Raw genomic sequence first — 17294 nt, 5'->3', positions numbered from 1 at the left:
GAACAAACGCGGTGAACCCGAGCGGCGGATCGGGCGTTTTCTGAAATCAGAGTCACGCGGCCGCCGCCGGGTTACCTTTGCCGTTCGCTGCTTAGGAGGGCGTGTCCTGGGTTTGAAAGCGGTTGTTTCTTGCGAACAGCTTGAGCCATGACCTATTTGGCATCAAGCCAGGCCGCCAGTTGGCAGTCTGGCCGATTTTAACCACCGGTATCAAGCTTCCGGTATCGGCTGCAATCCATACAAAAACTCCACCGCCTTACTGGCATGCGAAGCCGCCGAAAAAATCGCCCGCTTGTCATCCTTCAGCGCTTTCAGCCAACTAGCGATATAGCCCGCGTGATCTTCTCGCACCTCCGGCGTGATTGAAAGATCCGCACAGAGAAACGCCGACCCCAATTCAGCAACCAATTCTTCCATGGCGTAACCTTCATCGCCCCAGCGTTTCCGGCCAAATTCCCGGTTCAGCCGCGAAGCGGGCCGCGTCCAATGGGTCAGCTCATGGGCAAGAGTGGTCGCGTGCGATTCAGCGTCCCGAAAACATTCAAACGGCGGCATGCGGATAAAATCTTCGCTGACGACGTAGCAAGCCTGATTGCCGCCAGTGCGGATATCGGCCCCAGTGGCGGCAAAAAAAGCATCCGCCTTCGTGATCCGCTCCAGCGTTTCTTTCGGCGGCTGGGCCAACTCATAAAACCGCTCGGGCAAGCCCTCCACCTGACAGGCGTTAAAAACAGCGTACTGCTTCAAAAATGGGATCTCCGCTTCGATCTCCTGACCCTCTTCGCTCGCTGCCGTTTTTTTGAAGGTGCTGGCGTAGACGACCGGCGAACTTTTTTCGCCTTTGCGGACATGCCCGCCTAATTGCTTCGCCTGCTGAAAGGTGAGCCAGTAAGGGCAATGAAACCCGGCCAATTCGGCCGACGCCCAGAGCATCAACACGTTGATTCCCTGATACGGCGTCCCATTGTGACGCAGCGGTCGCGTAATGCGTCCCGCTGCATGCTCGGCGTTCCATGGTTTGAACCACGGGCGGACGCCCCGTTCTAGCTCCGCCACAATTTGGGTGGTGACTTGCTCGTAAATGTCGACTCGTTGGGTAGTTGCGGCCATTGGTAAAACCTCCGTCAGAAATGAAAAGCACCCCGTGCCAAAGCAGCACATGCTTTTGGGCGCGGGGGACGAAGGTCCCAAAGTCCGGGGGGAGGGAGGTCAAGGACGCCGGGGAGGGAAGGCGCCGCTCTGCACAAGCGAGAGCAGCGAACGCGGAAGAGGGGAAGGAATCTGTCCCGGGCGCCAGGCCCGATCCTTGACGGCCCGGGGGGAAGCCCCCAATTCCCAGGAACTCCAGCCGCGCATCGACGATTAAAGGCCTTGCTAAAAAAGGCCGACCGCATCAGTGGCCTGGAGGGGCGAAGTTGTCGCGCGAGCGACCGAGCATCCGCGAAGCCTGGAATGGGCGCGACGGCGGCAGCCGGGATGCCCGACACTGCTTGCAATCAACGATGACAGAATCGTGACCTATCCGATCTCCGGCAAGTCGGCCAAAAATTGCGTAACAAGCCGGCGCACATGTCGCCGCGCTGACGGCATCAACTGCAAATAGTTCTGAAAGAAATGCCACTCCGCCAGATCTTCATGCGAAAAATCGATCAGCGGAATTGCCAAGGGGATATTGAGCGTTTGAGAAAAGCGACCAAGAAAATAGGTCGGCACCGAAGCCAGGCCAAACTCATAATCATGCAAATCCTGCTCATGGATTGGGGGACCGAGGAAAGAGGCGAGTTGCTGCCTCGTCAGTCCCCGCTGTTCGCGGAATAGCCGCAGCAGGAGCCCCAGTCGTTGATCAAATTCCATTCTGGTATCGCATTGCCACATAGGTCGCTCCATCCGTTGTTGATGGAGCTTCCGGTGGCGCCGGGAGGTTTAGACAGCCAAGAACTGGCTCGTGGCGTATTTCCGCACGCGGTATTCTATTCCGCCACCCTCCCAACCAACTGGGAGGCTTTCGGATGAACACGAAGCCAAAATCGTAAGTTCTTGGAGGTCTAACGCTCCATCATCGCTCGATCCGTAGCAGTAACGGCCCGTCCTGTAAATGAAATTGTGCGTGGGAGCATCCCGTAAAGATCGTGGAGCGATTCCGGAAAGGATCCGCTTACTCAAGTCGATGGCCTTGCCGGCGGTCGATTCCGCGTGACAATTCCAGAGCCGCCTGCTACTCTCAAAGTTAAGAAATGAAGCGAAAAAGCGGCGAATCAGCGGCCGCCAAGCAGGCTTGAAAGGAAAACCTTGTGATGCATGAATTTCCCGCGGATCTGGAACTGCAGATCCAAGAACAAATGATAGCCGGCAGTTACGGCTCGGAAAGTGATCTGATTCGCGACGCCCTGGCTGCCCTGAAGCGGCAGAACGATGATCTGGTCGCGATTCAGGCGGGACTGGATGATCTGGAGCAGGGCTTTGTCCGTCCCTTGGAAGACGTCGCCGCCGAGATTCGCCAGCGTCACGGTTGGTCGCAGTAACCGATGATCTTTCAAGTCGTTCTGACGCGACAGGCGGAGCGAGAACTGAACAACGCCGCCGACTGGATCGCGGAGCAGTCGAAAAACGTCGGCATTGCCCAAAAGTGGTTCAACGGCTTTGTTGAAAGATTGCAGTCGCTGCAACATCATCCGACTCGCTGCGGACTCGCCCGCGAAAACAAACGCTTTCCCGATGAACTGCGGCAGCTTCTCTACGGTCGCAAAAGAACTTACCGGGCGTTGTTCCTGATCGAAAGCGACCGGGTGGTCGTGCTCTGCATTCGACACACGGCGCAAGCCGATCTGACGCCAAGCGACATCGGGTATTAATAGCCAGCGGCACTATTAATTGCTTTCTCGATTGCCGTTGGCGTGAGCGTCGGACGGCTCTTCTTAAGCGATCGCCGCGCCAGTTTGTCGTGACACAGTCGTCCCAAACCGGGATCGCCCTGCAATAGCAATACGGCGTACGAATTCTACTGCCCCGCGAAGCAAATAGCGCTATAGTGGGGACATGCTTCGCATCATCCAGAACCGATCGTCCGCCAGCGCCCAGAGTTACTACTCGAAGGCGGATTATTACACGGAAGGGCAAGAGTTAGCAGGCGTTTGGCAAGGCCAAGGCGCAGCGCGTTTGGGGCTGGCGGGTCTGATCCGCCAGGAAGATTTCAACGCGCTCTGTGAGAACAAAATTCCCGGCACAGAGGAGCGACTGACTCCCCGCACGCGATCCGATCGAACAGTCGGGTACGACATGAATTTTCATGTTCCCAAGGGCGTGTCGCTCTCCTATATGCTGGGCGGCGATGAAACCATTCTCGACGCCTTCCGCAGCGCCGTCCGCGACACGATGCAAGAGATCGAGCAAGACGCTAAAACGCGGATTCGCCTGCGTGGTCGTGACGACGAACGAACGACCGGCAATTTAACCTGGGCTGAATTCATCCACTTTACCGCTAGGCCGGTCGGCGGCGTGCCGGATCCGCATCTGCATGCCCATTGCTTCGTCTTCAATCAGACGTTTGACACAATAGAAGATCGCTGGAAAGCGGCGCAGTTTCGCGATATCAAACGAGACGCTCCTTACTACCAGGCGGCGTTCAACGCGCGGCTCGCTGGCAACCTCCAGGATCTCGGCTATGGCGTCACGCGACAAGGCAAGAGTTGGGATCTGAGCGGCATTTCCAAGCCGTTGGCTAAAAAATTCTCGCGGCGCACCGAGCAGATTGAAGAGCACGCCGCAAAGAAAGGCGTGATCGATCCGCATACCAAAGATTCGCTCGGCGCTAAAACCCGTGAAAAGAAAGATTCGGAATTGTCACTGCCGCAGCTGCGTGAGCTGTGGCGCGAGCGACTGACCGAGGATGAAGCGGCGACCCTAGAGCAGATTGCGGCAGCGGAACCAGGCGAGCGGTTGCGAGATCCGACAGCGATCAAGCGAGCCGCCCGGCATGCCATTGGGCATTGCCTAGAACGAAAATCGGTCATACCGCTGCGCGAACTGCTGGCCGAGGCGCTGAATTATGGGCTGGGCGACATCGATGGGAAGAACATCCAGCGCGAACTCCAGTCGCAAGGCGTGTTGGTCCGCAGCTGGCAAGGTCGCGCGATGGCTACGACGAAGGAAGTCTTGGCCGAAGAGGAGGCGATGCTGGCCTATGCCAAAAATGGCCGTGGGCTGGCAGAGCGTTTAAATGCCGATTGGACGATCGAACGCCAATGGCTGAACACCGGCCAGCAAGCGGCGGTGCAGCATGTCCTGACGAGCCGCGATGCCGTGATGATGATCAAAGGGATGGCGGGCACTGGGAAAACGAGCCTCATGCAAGAGGCGGTGGCCGGAATCGAAGCAGGTGGCAAACGCGTTTTTGCTTTCGCGCCGTCGGCTGAGGCGAGTCGCGGCGTCCTACGCTCCGAAGGATTCGCGGAGGCGACAACAGTCGCGGAGTTATTGCTTAATGAAAAACTGCAACAAGCGGCGCAAGGAGAAGTTTGGTGGATCGATGAGGCGGGGCTGCTGGGCACGCGGCAAATAAAGCAAGTCTTTGATCTGGCGGAGCGGTTGGACGCCCGGGTGATTCTCTCGGGTGATTGGCGGCAGCATGGCTCGGTCGAACGGGGTGCCGCCATGCGGCTGCTTCAGCAAGAGGCGGGCATCAAGCCGGCTGTCGTCAACTCAATCCAGCGGCAGCAAGGCGTCTACCGGGAGGCGGTGTCCCACCTCGCGCATGGCAGAGCTGGTGCCGGCTTCGAGCTACTTGATGAACTTGGTTGGATTCGAGAGCTGGATGACCAGTCGCGGCTGCAGGCGATCGCCCAGGAATATGCCGAAACGCTTGTCCAAGATCAAAAGGCGCCGCTGGTGATTTCGCCGACGCATTCTGAGGCGGAGAAAATTACTCGGGCAATTCGCCAGGAGTTAAAAGATCGCTGCCTGCTTGGTGCAACGGAGCATTCACTGCCGCGACTTGTTACGAAGGGACTAACCGCAGCGGAGCGGGCCGACCCGGCGATGATCGAACCGGGGGATGTGATCGTTTTTACGCAAAACGCTCCGGGCCATCGCAAAGGGGAGCGGATCGTCGTTACGGAGGCTCTCAATCCTGAACTGGCGAAATATTCCGATCGGTATCAAGTGGCGAAACTCCGCGAAGAAAATTTCGCCGCCGGCGATCCGATTCGCTTCACCGCGAACGGCACGACAAAAGATCAAAAACATCGGCTGAACAATGGAGCGATCTATCGCATTGCCGGCTTCACGCAAGAAGGGGACATCCGGCTGGAAAATAATTGGATCGTTGCCCAGAACCACGCCTTTATCGCACCCGGCTATGTCGTGACAAGCCATGCCTCACAAGGCAAAACCTACGACAAGGTTTTGATCGCCGAATCTTCCGAATCGTTTCCGGCGGCGAGCCAGGAACAGCTTTATGTTTCGGTCTCGCGTGGCAAACGCCAAGCGTTGATTTTTACGGATGATAAGGCGAATTTCAGGGACGCGGTCGCGAGATCGACCCCGAGGTTGGCTGCGACGGAACTCTTGAAACGGGCCACGCGGAACCGAGTTATCCAGCGAACCAGTGATCTGACCATCTGCCGTCAGGACGATCGTCCTCATAAACGGGAGCAACTTGCTTATGGATACTGAAAGTCGAATATTGCGTTCCGTTCTAGAAAAGCCGAGCCGAACAAGCGGCGAGACGGGCGTTCGCAGTAGTGAAGAGCAGGAGGCGGAGTATTCTGCTTATGCTCAGGGGCGGATCAGTCGGCATCCGCAACTGTGTCTTGTAATGCGTCAAGCAGATGGCTCGGCGCAGGCCTTCGCTTATTCTTATTTCTACTGTGCGTCGGCCAATGATCCTGCGTTAGGATTCACGCTCGATTTCACGCAGCACAAATTAAAGGTGCAGGGGCGGAATTTACAAATCCTCTTCCGCCTGATCTGCCAGCACCGCGTCGCCGAGATTCGCGTCGCCAATCGATCTCAGAGCTTTGAAGTTGATGAGGGAGAGCCGCTGGTGGAGGCCATTGACGTTGAAATGATAAAATGAGCAAAGGCTTCAAGATATCAAAGACCCAATGGCAGCTTTGACTTGAGGTATCAGGCCGTTAAGTTTCCAGTGCTTTGGATGCTTGGGATTGCCGGATAAGCATATAAGTTTTTGCGGGACTTCTACTGCAGGAACGTGGTTGAATATTTTTCGGATTTGTGCGATACGTTTTTGCACGGCGTCTCGGAAGGGGGCATTTTGTCGTCCGTTTTGACCTGCGTCTCCATAGGCGAACAGAATTGCCTTTAGAGGTAAATCACATAGCTGTTGGATTTGGAAATTAGTGCAGTCGCGTTGCTCCCAATTTGCAAACAATTGTTTTGGCATGCCGGCAAAAGTGAATAGATTCATGACCAGTGCTGCTGTCGAGTCCGGCATTGCACTTCGGACAATTCGCAAGGTATCGTCGCTAGACAATTTATCCCCATTTCCGGTGAGACTACCGGGATTAAACATCACTATGCCGGCTAGATGCTTGGCGTTGTCCTTGCTCTGGTGACACCACAGGCGATGTAATTCGTGGGACTCCCACGAGACTTGCCAGCCTTCATAATTCCTGGCCCGAAAGTCGCCTCCGAACAAGGCTTGGGTACCGATGCTGGCAATTTTCACTCTTGGCATCAGGATCATTCCTTGGCTTCGGTCGTCTTTTCCCGAATGTAAGCGTAAAGTGTTGGTTTTGAGATATTGTACTCCCTGCAAATCTGTTGGATCGAATGCTTCTTTAGCCAATAAAGATCGACCGCCATTTCTCTCTCTAAGGCATTGAGCGCTTTTCGTCTCCCGCCCAGCTGTCCTCTTGCACGAGCGGCTTCGAGCCCTGCTTTTGTCCGCTCTTGGATTAGACTGCGCTCGAATTCCGCCAAAGCGGCAAATAAGTGGAAGGTAAGCTTGCCACCTGGCGTTGTGGTGTCGATCGCCTCTTGCAGGCTCAAGAAGCCGATCCCGTCCTCTTCCAGTTTGCCGATCAGCTCGATCAGGTGCTTGAGTGATCGCCCCAGACGGTCAAGTCTCCATACGACGAGCAAGTCACCTCGGCGAAGGATCGTTCGCAATTGCTCCAACCCGGGCCGATCCGAATTTTTACCGCTGGCCACGTCCGTGACAATCTTCTCGCACCCGGCTTCCAATAAAAATTTTCGTTGCATTTCCAGATTTTGTACGACAGTCGAAATTCTAGCGTAGCCAATTTTCATTAATCCTCCATCAATTCGTAAAGAAACTCATTGCAACTGGCTGCAAGATTACCGTTGATTTCTTTACGTAGTTGTTTTACTGCTATTTGCAAGTAAAACCTGCTCACGATCGCCCGAGCCTTAGGCGTCAAGAAAACGACCGTTTTCTTGACCAATTCCTGTGACCGCCAGGGAAACAGATGCTGAACAGGTTGAATCCCTTTCTCCATGCCTCCAAACCCAGGCGAGGACACTTGCAGTCGTATCTCGATGCCGGAACAGATTTACTTGGGCTTGGGGCGTCGACATTACCTTTGGTCGAAGCGTATTACGCGGGCGTACCATTCGTTACTCCTCGATCGACGAAGTGACTGCAAAGTCAGAGTGAGAAGAGTCCTCCGCCGTCGTTCCACCGCCTCACGGCGAAGTGGGACGAATCATCATCTCTTCGACTTGCGTGATCCGCATCTTTGTCTCTCTGTAATGAGCTAGAGATTTCCCGGCCATTCTCATAGCCGCCCCAGATAAGTAGGGCTGCAAGTTTTTCAAGCGATCCTTGTTTTTAAGAAAAATCTACAAACGGACCGCCGTTAGCGTTTGCTGGCTTTCAGGCAGTTTTGCCCTTTTTTTCAGAGTCAAAACGGCCGCCTGTTTGTCTTTTCTACAAATCCACTGCATGCATGCAGTGAGTTTATGTACACCAGGCGACCGCTAGCACAAGGCACGGAAGAACCGTCTGGAGATCTCATATGAAAATTCATCGCAAACGTACCAAGAAAGCCAAATCGGGACATATTTGGGAGGCATTGGAAATCGACTTTCAGCAGATCTTGGTCTTACGTAAGAGGCGATCGGCCGAGTGGCATCAACTCCTAGAAACTAGATTCGGTGGCAAAGATAGCCCGCCGCTATTAGCCGCACGCAGGATTCTCCGCCGTCGCGGACAATGCAATTTTTATGAGGATGCTTTCGACGTTTGCCAAATGTGGCATGCGACGATGATTGAGCGGGGATTTGAAACTTGCGACGACAGGCCACTGCACCCTTACGCCTATCAGGCCTTACAGAATCTTTGCGCACAGCATTGCCGGAGTTGCAACAGGCAATTATTTCTCACTGATTCGTTTGAAATTGTCGACGCAAGCCGACACACCGTGGACGCCGTCGAAGCGCAGGAGGTAATTCTGAAAGTAAGACGTGGCATCGATTCGCTGCCTACGTCGCTACGCCATGCGGTAATCGGACAATACGACGAAGAACTTTCTTCAGAGGAGGCGGCCGCTCGAGAAGGAATCACGCGTCAGGCCATGGATAGTCGGCGGTTTCGGGGGCGGCAAAAGCTGAAAGAAGAATTGAATGACTATATCAACTCTGAAAACTAATCTGCGAAATTCGTTGTCTCAAGGTGAAAGATATCCGAAGTCTGCGTCAATAGTTACTTGGAAGGAGCGACAGTGGAATCAAAGAGGACCACCACTCGACACGCGAAGTAGTTCATAGATGCTTCGCACTTACAAAGGCCAACTTGTTTCCCCAATAGCTATTTCTTTTAGCCCGAATGTAACACTTCGAAACACCATAAAAAACCGAGTTCACCATGCATTCTCATCAGTTGCTTCACGAAGGTCTGAAGGCCGCCAAAAATGGTCCTCCTGTAAAACCAGGAAAAAGCGCTGGCGTTGCCTTTCTCGCAGGCGTGCTTTTCGGCCCTATTGGAACGGGTCTATACCTCGAAAGCTGGTCGGACTTCTTCGTCCCGCTCGTAATTCTGCTCGCTGCTTCCTTCTTTACCGCAGGATTCGCCGCGCCGATCGCTTGGCTATTCTGCGGCGTGTATGGAGCAATGCGGGTCAATGGGGAATAGGGGGCCTATGGCGACGGTTTTCCAGGTCCGGGATCAGTAGAGACCGGACCTGGCGACCGTTTCAGGAGATGACGCATGAGCAATTTCATCTGGAACAAGTTCACGCCCAGCCTGGGTTGGCTGATCTTCGTGATCGTCACGGCCAATCAGGCGATGTACTACGGAAACCGCTGGACGTTCGGCCGTTACGGCATGCCGGAATCGCTCGTGGCAGAAGACGGCTGGCACTATGCCGACGGAACGCCGATCGACGGGATTTCGTTGCAACTGATCCATTCTGGCCGTGAAGCGGAATACTTCCTGGCGATGACGGGCATCATGGTCGCCTGTGCGATCGGCGCGATTTGGCTGACGGTCGACACGGCGAGACGAAAGAAAGAGCTGCTGGCAATTTCGCAGGGAACGAAAGCGCAAAGTCACTAGAAAAATTTCGTCATTCCGAAATGCAAATTTGAGGAAAGGGACTGTCATGTGGTGGAATCAACCAAGCACGCTCACGTTAGAACGCTGGTCGCTCGATCTGCCATTGGGCGCCTTCAGTCGACGTGACTATTTCCGCTTGTCCGACGCGGTCATGGGAACGCTGATCCTCGGCTCAACCGGCAGCGGTAAATCCTCGGGCGCTGCGCGCCGTCTTATGCATTGGATGTTGAAGGCTGGCTTTGGCGGCCTTGTACTCTGCGTGAAGCCCGGCGACCGTACCGAAGTGGAGAACTACGCCAAGCAATGCGGTCGTGAAAGCGACTTGGTCATCTTTGGCCCGAATGAGCCGCATCGCTTGAATCTGCTCGACTTTGAATTGTCGCATGGCGGCGATACCAAGACGAGCCGCTTGGAAAATGTCATTCAGCTATTCGGGATCATTTTGGAGATCGCCGAAAAAGATCGGTCGAACGGCGGCGGCTCCGGCGAGAATAAATACTTCGAGCGGGCAGCTTTGCAACTATTGCGTTCCGCCCTGCTTCCACTCGTGCTGGCGGACGAGCCCGTGACGCTGGAAAACCTCCATCGTTTCGTAATGTCGGCGCCGAGATCGGCGGAAGAGGTGTACGATGTCGGCTGGCGTGAGAAATCGTATTGCTATCAGATGCTCTGTCGCGCCGACGATCGGCATTTATCCGCGAGTCAAACTAAAGATTTTGAGCTTTCGCTACTCTATTGGACGCGCGAATACGCTGGGATGGATGGGAAACCCCGAAGCAGCATCGTCAGCACCTATACGACGATGGTCGATCTGTTTCAGCGGGGAGCGATTCGCGACACGTTTTTCAGTGATACGACGATCACGCCAGATACTTGTCGCGAGGGCAAGATTTTTGTCCTCGACTTCCCCACGCTCCGCTGGAATGAAATTGGCCGGATCATCCAGGCAGCCTTCAAATTCGTCTGGCAGCGCGCAGCCGAACGGAATGACGTCGCCGTGAGCCCGCGTCCCATCTTTTTGTTCAGCGATGAGGCTCAGCAGTTTTTGACGAGCTTCGATGCGCCGTTCCAAGCGACAGCTCGCAGCAGTCGCGTGGCGACTGTTTACGTTACGCAAAACCTGCCGGGCATGTACGAAGCTGTAGGCGGCGAGACCGGCCGGCATGTTATCGATTCGCTGCTCGGAAATTTACGCCTCAAGCTGTTTCATGCCCAAGACGATCCCGTCACTTGCCAGTGGCAAAGCGAACTGATTGGGCAAACGAAGCGGCTGATGTTCAACAGCAATAGCCAATCGTCACCGGACCAAGCGTTCGATTTCTTCAATCCGCGAAAAAATCAGTCGGCCGGTTTCAGCGAATCTTGGGAACCTGAAATTCAGCCCTGGGAATGGTCCAGTGGACTACGCAGCGGCGGCGCCGCCAATAACTTTCTCGTGGACGCCGTCGCCTTTCAAGGTGGCCGCGTCTGGAACGCCAACGGCAAAACTTATCTTCCTGTCACTTTCGATCAACGCAAGGAGTAACGCATGCAAATGCAAGATCAATCGCAAAAGTCGGACGGCTTTTCGCTATCCGACACCATCACGTTGGTTTACTGGGGGGCGTTCATCTGGGCGCTTCCCTGGGAACTGCTGTTGCGTCGTGGTTTTGGCCGGAAGTATTTCGGCATCACACTTATCTTGGCGGCGATCTGGCCGATGCTGTTCGCCAGTTTTGTCTGTCCTGAGTACGACATGACGTGGACGATCGTCCTGTTTGGGGGAATCCTCGCGCTCACGGTTTATCAGCGGGGCGTCTCACTGTGGTACGACAACCAGGGGCAAATCCGGCATTCGATGTATAGCGGCGATTCCGTGCTGTGCAGCTTCTTTCAACTCGACGAACAGAAGTGGAAGGGGCGCTGCGAAGTGAACGCCATGCTCGTGCTCACGTTTCTCGGATTTGTCATCAGTCCGCCGATGGGCATTTTTCTGCTAGGCGGCATCGCTGCCGTCATCGTGAAGATGGCGATTTCCGAGACCTATCAGAAGGAAGAGGTGTCGGCGCTGCACGATGCCTATGTCGAGCAACAAAATCTGGCGGAACGTTTCCGCAAGCATCGTTAACGAGCCGCATTGTGAGGAGAAATTGATCCATGTCAGATTCACCGAAGATCGGCGCGGGCCACGCGTCCGCCATGTTACGGCTCGGCCTACGCGAGGTGCGCAATGCGATGAATCCCTCGCGTGAGAGCATCGCCGACACCGAGATGGGGCTGTACGGCACGCGGACGCCAGGCGAAGTGGCCGATATTCGCAATCCCGACACGCAGACCGTTGGTTACGAGCAGGAACAAACGATGCCTGCTCCTGAACTGGAACGCTGATACCTTTTCCAATCCTTTGCAGGAGTCATTTCATGAACGTGAGATTGATACTGATCGAAAAAATCGTTCCCGATCCCAACAATCCCCGTCAAGATTTGCGGCCAGATGATGTCGAGGAGTTGGCCAGTTCGCTCGCGCTGCACGGAGTGCAGGTTCCTTTGATCGGTTTTACCGTCGGAGACCAGGTTTTGCTCTGCGATGGGCATTGTCGGTTGCAAGCGGCGCGATCCATCGGACTCAGCGAATTGCCGGTTCATTTGCTGGAGAAACGGCCGACCGAAGCAGAATTGCTGGCGGCGCAGCTGACAATAAATTGCCACCGAAAAGGCATCAACCCAATGGATCAGTTCTTGGCTTTCGAGCGACTCCGTCGGCTAAATAGCTGGACTCCTTCGGAGCTGGCGAAAGGCTTGGCGATCAGCAATGCCGCCGTGACCAAAATCTTGTCGATCGGCAAGTTAACCGACGAGGAGCAGCAGCTTGTTCGCACAGGCAAAATCCCTCCCTCATCCGCCTATGCCCTGTCGCGCGTCGAGGGGGAGCAGCGCAAGGCGTTGATCCGCAAGACGGTTGCCGGCGAAATAACTCGGGACGAGATCCAAGCCCGCGTCCGTAAAAAGGCCAAGACCGTGGAGAAAAAGACGCAGCGACTGAGCTGCCAACTGGCCTGCGGCGCCATCTCCGTCAAATCGGCGATCGGGCTCAACTTGGAATCGTTAATCGGCATGCTTGAGGAATTGATCCGTGAGTGCCGCAAAGCGCGCGGTCAAGGCCTCGATGTTTCCACGGTCGCTCGGATCCTGCAGGACCGGGCTCGCGTTCAGTCGGTCGAGAACTCAGGAGCCTAGTCATGTCGGACATAGAAAAGGAATGGTTCAGCCCGGCGGAGGTCGCCGCGATGGTCGGACGTGCAACCTACACCGTGCGGGAATGGTGCCGAACCCAACGGTTGGTTGCCCGGAAGCGGCCTTGCGGTCGCGGTCGTTCGCAGGAATGGATAGTCCATGCGAACGAAATCGTCCGCTTTAAGAATTTCGGCCTGCTTCCCTCACCCTATGCCAAATAAGTCAACGGCTCTGGATGCCAGCCTTTACCTTGCACCACGGATGGTTTTTCGGCTCTGACATTGTTGAGCGAAAACGCATGATGATGACGATCAAACAGGCCGCAGACTACCTCGGCTATTCGGTATCCGGTCTGCGGAAATTAGTGGCCCAAGGGATCATTCGCTACTTCCAACCAAAGAAAGGAGCGACCCTGCGATTCCGCCAGGAATGGCTGGACGACTTTGTGGAAGCGAACGTCAAGCCGCAGGAGCAAAAGAGGGCCGCCCAGCGCAAGGCTCCTCGTATTGATCCAAACGTTTGGAGCTGATCGCCCCAGTCGTCGACGCCGACTCCAACGACAAATTTCAATCGCCTTTTCTCATCAAACTGCGGCTGCCACTTGGTTTCCACTTCGGACGAAAAAGATGCAGCAAGATAGCTGATCTTGTTTCTGTGATTGCATCTCATTTCGAAGGAGTTTTCACCATATCGAGTGTTGGTCACAATCCGCACTGAGGTGGTGCCCGAAGTGGAGACGCGCGGGGGGCTTTTTTTGTGCTTGGCAAGGAGTGCCAATGCATGTAGCCTCTTGTACCTATTTCACTCTTTTGAGGAATTCCTCAACTTGTTTAGACAATTTGTGTTGGCGCAATTCATGCCACGTGGTGCCAAGGACTTTCGAAAGCACGCCCGCATCAACGTAGTAAAACTTAGTATCCATGTAGAGTACTTTTTCCTTTAGCAGCTGTCCGAGAACGTTCTCACCTATCGTGCCTCTCAGGACTCGCTCATGGTCGATCTTAGCCCGATACTTGGCAAGTCCCCCTTTGCTGTGAGACGCGAACTCCGACAATATGCGTCGCAGCCTACGAAATTTTTCTGCTAACTGAGGATCTGCAATTACTTTATCCGACTTTTGAACGTACTTCGCGAGCGGAAAAGCAAGTCCGTGTTGAACGCAAGCGATTTCCAAGCTGCCGCCTCTGATCGTGACGGTACCGGCATGGCCTTGAGCTTCCATGACGTCTAAGTACAAACCCGATTCACTGCCTTCCGTCGTTTCGCCTTTTGAAATGCCGCGGATGATAAGGTCTGGAGTTTCTATCTGGGCTCGTTTTGCTATTATTTGGCAGATTCCAATACATTCGACGGCCGGAATACCAACAATAGCGACTTCACATGGCAAAGTGATGGTCGCATTAGCGAGGAACGGGCCAAGCGGGACGATGTCGGTGTCGGATATCGATCCAATAAAGTTGAAAATCCGTTGTTGATTAGTTTTAGGAATTGAGATCGAAATCTCCAACTCAGCAGGAGAGATAGCAGGCAGATCTGGCTCTTCCCAGGAGAGCCCATTGATTTCGACCTGAATCTCGTGGCCGTTGCTTACGAAATCGGAGCATGCTTGTATTAATGTATTGAAAAATGGCAAGTCGACTTCAGCATCTGACACCAGTTGCTTCATGATATAGAGCAGGTGATAGGTCGGGCGATGGCTCGCAACATAATCTAAGGCGAGCACCTGGTACTCGGGAATGTTACTTAGTGCGCAGCGAGTAACTGCGACGGCTGCGAATACAGCATTTCTAACGCGTTTGTCATCAAGGAACGGGTGGTCCGGGCACCATATAGTCAATGCTTTCTCGTAGTCTTCATTTAGCGCCACATCCGAAACAACGCGCCGAGGGAAGTCTCGAGCAAGTGCTCGGGCCAGGACTCGAGCACATTGCTCGTCTTCATTGTAGAGAACGTGTCGCAGTTCCTCAGCGAATGCCGCATCCGCTTTACCCACGATATCTTCAATGAAATTCGGTAGAGCCTTTTCCTCACGTTCTCGACGTAGTAGAAAATCAGCAATCCGAATGAGCAATTTTACTTCTAGGTCCTCGTTCGCATCACTGTTCAGTTCTTGCTGAATCCGATGATAGTTTGGTTCAGTGCGTAGAAGCGTTGCGATTGCGTCAAGCACAGGCGGGTAGCCAAGGAATGAAAGAAATGCGTCCTCTCGATCATCAGGTGCGGTAAATGCAACCCCAAGTTTTTCTAGGACTGAATCTCGGGCATTTTCGTACATTGCATGTTGACTTGTGTTCGTTTGTACTGTGTAAGCGTCAATATAACACTTGGCTTGATCCAAACTAAACGGATCAATTCGAACTAAACCAACGTCTGCCTCGTTTGCCGCGAGATAGCACCAAGTGCTGAGGAGCACTTGACTGCGACCGAGAACGATAATAGTCGTAGAACTCGCCCCCTTTGATCGCTCAATAAGATCGTCCAGAAAAGCTTCAAACGCCTCTTCCGTAGTCTTGGAACGCCCCTCATCGATGCCGTCAATGATGACGCCACATGAGCCAGAACGCAGTCCTTCGAGCACCGTCCCAATCTCCTCAATCGGATACGCGGAGGTGAGGATGCCTGTAAGTGTGTTGTCTCCGACTGGTTTATGCTTGGCTAAATCGAGAATGGGCAGGCCCGTATCAAAAGCGAGGGCATGTGCAGTTGTGGACTTTCCGGAAGCGCCTACAGCCGAAACGAGCATAATAGCAGGCTTCTCGGTCTTGTATTCTTCCTTGCTAAATGTCGGCTCGACGTATGGAGCTACTCGAACAGACTTCGTGTAGAACGACTCAGATTGGGATTTCAACGCAATTGTTTTCTTTTGCGACGCCAGAATGGATTTAAGCCCGTAATACTGCATGTCGGATTTATCCTTTGCTTAGTCGAATAATTAGTATTGCTGTAATGAGCTGCATGCATCGTTGGCTGAATTGCTTTTGGTTCGTTTCCGTTTTACAGTTCGATGATTGAGCGAAACTCAATTGCCAGAACCATATCTATGTGGTCTTGCTTAAAGCCCACGCACGGGAAGTGCGACACAAAAGCCTTGAAATCTACCCACAAGAGCGATTCAAGTCGGAGCTTTGCCAGATGTTTCCCTGAATTCGGAATGACGCCCAAAGATATATTAACACGCAGCCCAAAGCTGATCAGTATAACGCTGATCCCATGCCAAGTAATGCTCCCGACAAATCTCGACAGAATTTCCCATTAGCTTTGATAGCGTTTCCACGCTGATCGGCTTTTGAGTCCAATAGCCATCCAGGCAACGTTTGGCATAGGTGTGTCGAAAGGCGTAAACGCAGGCGTCCTTGTCGAGTTCGATCCCCTGCTTCTTCAATCGACCTTTGGCGAGATCAAATGCGGCGCGGAGCCCTTCCATGGTCCAAGGATTGTCGCGAGTGTTGCGGAATAGTGGTCCGCTGGGATGCTTTTGAAGCTGGCGGCGGACGATCGCCATCACGGTTGGGTCGGTTACATAGATGATCCGCGTCCGGCCCGTCTTCGACTCTTCCGCTTTAAAAACCCACTCCATCTTGTCACCGTGGTCGGTGACATTCGCTGCCGTCAGGCTGGCATATTCGATGCCTGGCCTGGCTCCTGTCCGGATGAGCACTCGGATGGCTTCGCCGAATGTAGAATTGGTGTGCTCGATCATCGCCTCTTCCTGCTCCGGCGAAATGTAAGTAACGCGGCCGTTTCCCTTGGGAGCCTTGAAGCCCTTGATCGGATTCGTTTCGATCATCCCTTGCTTGGCGGCATAGTTAAAGGCTCGCTTGAGCCCTTGGATGTGGGATCGTTTCGAGCCATTCCAGCCGGGATGGGCTTGCAGCCAGCGGTCGACGTGGATTGGTTTCAGGTCATCCACCAGCATGTTTCCGAAGCCGGCGTGAATTCGATCGGCTGGATTCCGTTTGCGTCCATTGCGATACTTCCCGGGGAAGCCAGTACAAAAGTCAAACAAGCTGGTCGAACGCATCACGAAAGTCGCCGGCGAATTGTTCGCCTTGCAGTTGGCGAGATACGCCTCGCAGACCTCCTGAACGGTGACGCCAGTCAGCACGCGGGCTAAGGACTGCTTCTCGGCCGCGACGTAGCGAGCGTAGGCCTTCTTAATGACGGTCTCGGGGAGACCCTGGTCCTTCAACCGCACCCCCTTTTCGTCGGTCAGCGGCGCGAACCTTCCTCCCTCTTTTGTGTACCAACCCCTACCGGTACGATAGAAATATCCTTTGTTTCGACTTCCCCGTTTTCGGCCGATCTTGGAACGAGCCATGGCGATCTCCTCTGGGACTACCCCAGTGCGAAGAAAAAAGGCACAGTTTGCGAATTGTTGTTCGCAAAAAAGTGCCAGGAATTAGTGCCAAGGCGCCAAAAAGTGGCTTAAACTCGGGAAAAATAACCCTTGTCCTCGTAGCTCAGTGGATAGAGCAGCGGTTTCCTAAACCGCGTGTCGGTGGTTCGATTCCACCCGGGGGCACTCGACTTACGTCGATTTGGACTGA

19 protein-coding genes and 1 tRNA gene are annotated in these 17294 nt (G+C 54.1%); 14 read left to right on the top strand and 6 right to left on the bottom strand.

Going from position 1 to position 17294, the window contains the following annotated elements:
- Positions 1 to 210 precede the first annotated feature (210 nt).
- Together SH421x_RS24485 and SH421x_RS24480 are read right to left on the bottom strand one after the other, a co-directional pair.
- A complete protein-coding gene (locus SH421x_RS24485) occupies positions 211 to 1110 on the bottom strand; it encodes an ArdC family protein (protein ID WP_488852643.1) in 900 nt (299 codons plus the stop codon).
- Between the two features lie 408 nt (positions 1111 to 1518).
- Positions 1519 to 1854 carry a helix-turn-helix domain-containing protein gene (locus tag SH421x_RS24480; RefSeq protein WP_488852642.1) on the bottom strand — a complete coding sequence of 112 codons (336 nt, stop codon included), beginning with the start codon at positions 1852 to 1854 and terminating at the stop codon, positions 1519 to 1521.
- 440 nt (positions 1855 to 2294) lie between these two features.
- Here SH421x_RS24480 and SH421x_RS24475 point away from each other — a divergent pair, with 440 nt between their 5' ends.
- From SH421x_RS24475 to SH421x_RS24460, 4 genes are all read left to right on the top strand, one after another.
- Positions 2295 to 2522 (top strand): ribbon-helix-helix domain-containing protein, encoded by a 228-nt coding sequence (locus SH421x_RS24475; protein ID WP_488852641.1) that lies wholly within the window; start codon positions 2295 to 2297, stop codon positions 2520 to 2522.
- Between the two features lie 3 nt (positions 2523 to 2525).
- On the top strand, positions 2526 to 2852 hold the full coding sequence (locus tag SH421x_RS24470) for a type II toxin-antitoxin system RelE/ParE family toxin (RefSeq protein ID WP_488852640.1): 327 nt from the start codon (positions 2526 to 2528) through the stop codon (positions 2850 to 2852).
- A 184-nt stretch (positions 2853 to 3036) separates the two neighbouring features.
- On the top strand, positions 3037 to 5670 hold the full coding sequence (mobF, locus tag SH421x_RS24465) for a MobF family relaxase (RefSeq protein ID WP_488852639.1): 2634 nt from the start codon (positions 3037 to 3039) through the stop codon (positions 5668 to 5670).
- Positions 5660 to 6073: a hypothetical protein gene (locus SH421x_RS24460; protein WP_488852638.1), complete on the top strand. Its 414-nt coding sequence runs from the start codon at positions 5660 to 5662 to the stop codon at positions 6071 to 6073. Before mobF ends, SH421x_RS24460 begins: the two co-directional genes overlap by 11 nt.
- Before the next feature lie 9 nt (positions 6074 to 6082).
- On the opposite strand, the gene SH421x_RS24455 is transcribed toward SH421x_RS24460, so the two are convergent.
- Both SH421x_RS24455 and SH421x_RS24450 read right to left on the bottom strand, forming a co-directional pair.
- A complete protein-coding gene (locus tag SH421x_RS24455; RefSeq protein WP_488852637.1) occupies positions 6083 to 6703 on the bottom strand; it encodes a DUF1643 domain-containing protein in 621 nt (206 codons plus the stop codon).
- Complete coding sequence (locus SH421x_RS24450; protein ID WP_488852636.1) at positions 6700 to 7269, bottom strand: recombinase family protein; 570 nt, start codon at positions 7267 to 7269, stop codon at positions 6700 to 6702. The genes SH421x_RS24455 and SH421x_RS24450 overlap by 4 nt, the downstream gene beginning before the upstream one ends.
- Positions 7270 to 8402: 1133 nt before the next feature.
- On the opposite strand from SH421x_RS24450, the gene SH421x_RS24445 reads away from it, so the two are divergent.
- From SH421x_RS24445 to SH421x_RS24405, 9 genes are all read left to right on the top strand, one after another.
- Positions 8403 to 8630 (top strand): RNA polymerase sigma factor, encoded by a 228-nt coding sequence (locus SH421x_RS24445; RefSeq protein WP_488852635.1) that lies wholly within the window; start codon positions 8403 to 8405, stop codon positions 8628 to 8630.
- A 215-nt stretch (positions 8631 to 8845) separates the two neighbouring features.
- Positions 8846 to 9112, top strand: coding sequence for a hypothetical protein (locus SH421x_RS24440; RefSeq protein ID WP_488852634.1), 267 nt, complete (start codon positions 8846 to 8848; stop codon positions 9110 to 9112).
- A gap of 75 nt (positions 9113 to 9187) precedes the next feature.
- Positions 9188 to 9535 carry a hypothetical protein gene (locus tag SH421x_RS24435; protein WP_488852633.1) on the top strand — a complete coding sequence of 116 codons (348 nt, stop codon included), beginning with the start codon at positions 9188 to 9190 and terminating at the stop codon, positions 9533 to 9535.
- A 46-nt stretch (positions 9536 to 9581) separates the two neighbouring features.
- A complete protein-coding gene (locus SH421x_RS24430) occupies positions 9582 to 11060 on the top strand; it encodes a type IV secretory system conjugative DNA transfer family protein (RefSeq protein ID WP_488852632.1) in 1479 nt (492 codons plus the stop codon).
- Positions 11061 to 11063: 3 nt separating this feature from the next.
- Complete coding sequence (locus SH421x_RS24425) at positions 11064 to 11642, top strand: hypothetical protein (RefSeq protein ID WP_488852631.1); 579 nt, start codon at positions 11064 to 11066, stop codon at positions 11640 to 11642.
- Positions 11643 to 11671: 29 nt separating this feature from the next.
- On the top strand, positions 11672 to 11902 hold the full coding sequence (locus SH421x_RS24420) for a hypothetical protein (RefSeq protein ID WP_488852630.1): 231 nt from the start codon (positions 11672 to 11674) through the stop codon (positions 11900 to 11902).
- A gap of 32 nt (positions 11903 to 11934) precedes the next feature.
- Positions 11935 to 12750: a ParB/RepB/Spo0J family partition protein gene (locus SH421x_RS24415; protein ID WP_488852629.1), complete on the top strand. Its 816-nt coding sequence runs from the start codon at positions 11935 to 11937 to the stop codon at positions 12748 to 12750.
- Between the two features lie 2 nt (positions 12751 to 12752).
- Positions 12753 to 12968 (top strand): helix-turn-helix domain-containing protein, encoded by a 216-nt coding sequence (locus tag SH421x_RS24410; RefSeq protein WP_488852628.1) that lies wholly within the window; start codon positions 12753 to 12755, stop codon positions 12966 to 12968.
- A 77-nt stretch (positions 12969 to 13045) separates the two neighbouring features.
- Positions 13046 to 13276, top strand: coding sequence for a helix-turn-helix domain-containing protein (locus SH421x_RS24405; RefSeq protein ID WP_488852627.1), 231 nt, complete (start codon positions 13046 to 13048; stop codon positions 13274 to 13276).
- 267 nt (positions 13277 to 13543) lie between these two features.
- Here the strand turns inward: SH421x_RS24405 and SH421x_RS24400 are convergent, their stop codons facing one another.
- Both SH421x_RS24400 and SH421x_RS24395 read right to left on the bottom strand, forming a co-directional pair.
- On the bottom strand, positions 13544 to 15649 hold the full coding sequence (locus tag SH421x_RS24400; protein WP_488852626.1) for a hypothetical protein: 2106 nt from the start codon (positions 15647 to 15649) through the stop codon (positions 13544 to 13546).
- 267 nt (positions 15650 to 15916) lie between these two features.
- Positions 15917 to 17065 carry a tyrosine-type recombinase/integrase gene (locus tag SH421x_RS24395; protein WP_488852625.1) on the bottom strand — a complete coding sequence of 383 codons (1149 nt, stop codon included), beginning with the start codon at positions 17063 to 17065 and terminating at the stop codon, positions 15917 to 15919.
- A 131-nt stretch (positions 17066 to 17196) separates the two neighbouring features.
- Here SH421x_RS24395 and SH421x_RS24390 point away from each other — a divergent pair.
- Positions 17197 to 17269, top strand: a tRNA-Arg gene (locus SH421x_RS24390).
- The last annotated feature ends 25 nt before the right edge of the window (positions 17270 to 17294 follow it).

Source organism: Blastopirellula sp. SH421, from assembly GCF_057808535.1.
This window is presented reverse-complemented; position numbering and strand designations above follow the sequence as displayed.

Excerpts from the sequence above, each read along its gene's own strand:
- SH421x_RS24405 (WP_488852627.1), top strand. The coding sequence starts at position 13,046 with ATGATGATGACGATCAAACAGGCCGCAGACTACCTCGGCTATTCGGTA.
- SH421x_RS24455 (WP_488852637.1), bottom strand. The coding sequence starts at position 6,703 with ATGATCCTGATGCCAAGAGTGAAAATTGCCAGCATCGGTACCCAAGCC.
- mobF (WP_488852639.1), top strand. The coding sequence starts at position 3,037 with ATGCTTCGCATCATCCAGAACCGATCGTCCGCCAGCGCCCAGAGTTAC.
- SH421x_RS24440 (WP_488852634.1), top strand. The coding sequence starts at position 8,846 with ATGCATTCTCATCAGTTGCTTCACGAAGGTCTGAAGGCCGCCAAAAAT.
- SH421x_RS24415 (WP_488852629.1), top strand. The coding sequence starts at position 11,935 with ATGAACGTGAGATTGATACTGATCGAAAAAATCGTTCCCGATCCCAAC.
- SH421x_RS24470 (WP_488852640.1), top strand. The coding sequence starts at position 2,526 with ATGATCTTTCAAGTCGTTCTGACGCGACAGGCGGAGCGAGAACTGAAC.
- SH421x_RS24460 (WP_488852638.1), top strand. The coding sequence starts at position 5,660 with ATGGATACTGAAAGTCGAATATTGCGTTCCGTTCTAGAAAAGCCGAGC.
- SH421x_RS24400 (WP_488852626.1), bottom strand. The coding sequence starts at position 15,649 with ATGCAGTATTACGGGCTTAAATCCATTCTGGCGTCGCAAAAGAAAACA.
- SH421x_RS24480 (WP_488852642.1), bottom strand. The coding sequence starts at position 1,854 with ATGGAATTTGATCAACGACTGGGGCTCCTGCTGCGGCTATTCCGCGAA.
- SH421x_RS24410 (WP_488852628.1), top strand. The coding sequence starts at position 12,753 with ATGTCGGACATAGAAAAGGAATGGTTCAGCCCGGCGGAGGTCGCCGCG.
- SH421x_RS24475 (WP_488852641.1), top strand. The coding sequence starts at position 2,295 with ATGCATGAATTTCCCGCGGATCTGGAACTGCAGATCCAAGAACAAATG.
- SH421x_RS24430 (WP_488852632.1), top strand. The coding sequence starts at position 9,582 with ATGTGGTGGAATCAACCAAGCACGCTCACGTTAGAACGCTGGTCGCTC.
- SH421x_RS24485 (WP_488852643.1), bottom strand. The coding sequence starts at position 1,110 with ATGGCCGCAACTACCCAACGAGTCGACATTTACGAGCAAGTCACCACC.
- SH421x_RS24395 (WP_488852625.1), bottom strand. The coding sequence starts at position 17,065 with ATGGCTCGTTCCAAGATCGGCCGAAAACGGGGAAGTCGAAACAAAGGA.
- SH421x_RS24450 (WP_488852636.1), bottom strand. The coding sequence starts at position 7,269 with ATGAAAATTGGCTACGCTAGAATTTCGACTGTCGTACAAAATCTGGAA.
- SH421x_RS24420 (WP_488852630.1), top strand. The coding sequence starts at position 11,672 with ATGTCAGATTCACCGAAGATCGGCGCGGGCCACGCGTCCGCCATGTTA.
- SH421x_RS24435 (WP_488852633.1), top strand. The coding sequence starts at position 9,188 with ATGAGCAATTTCATCTGGAACAAGTTCACGCCCAGCCTGGGTTGGCTG.
- SH421x_RS24425 (WP_488852631.1), top strand. The coding sequence starts at position 11,064 with ATGCAAATGCAAGATCAATCGCAAAAGTCGGACGGCTTTTCGCTATCC.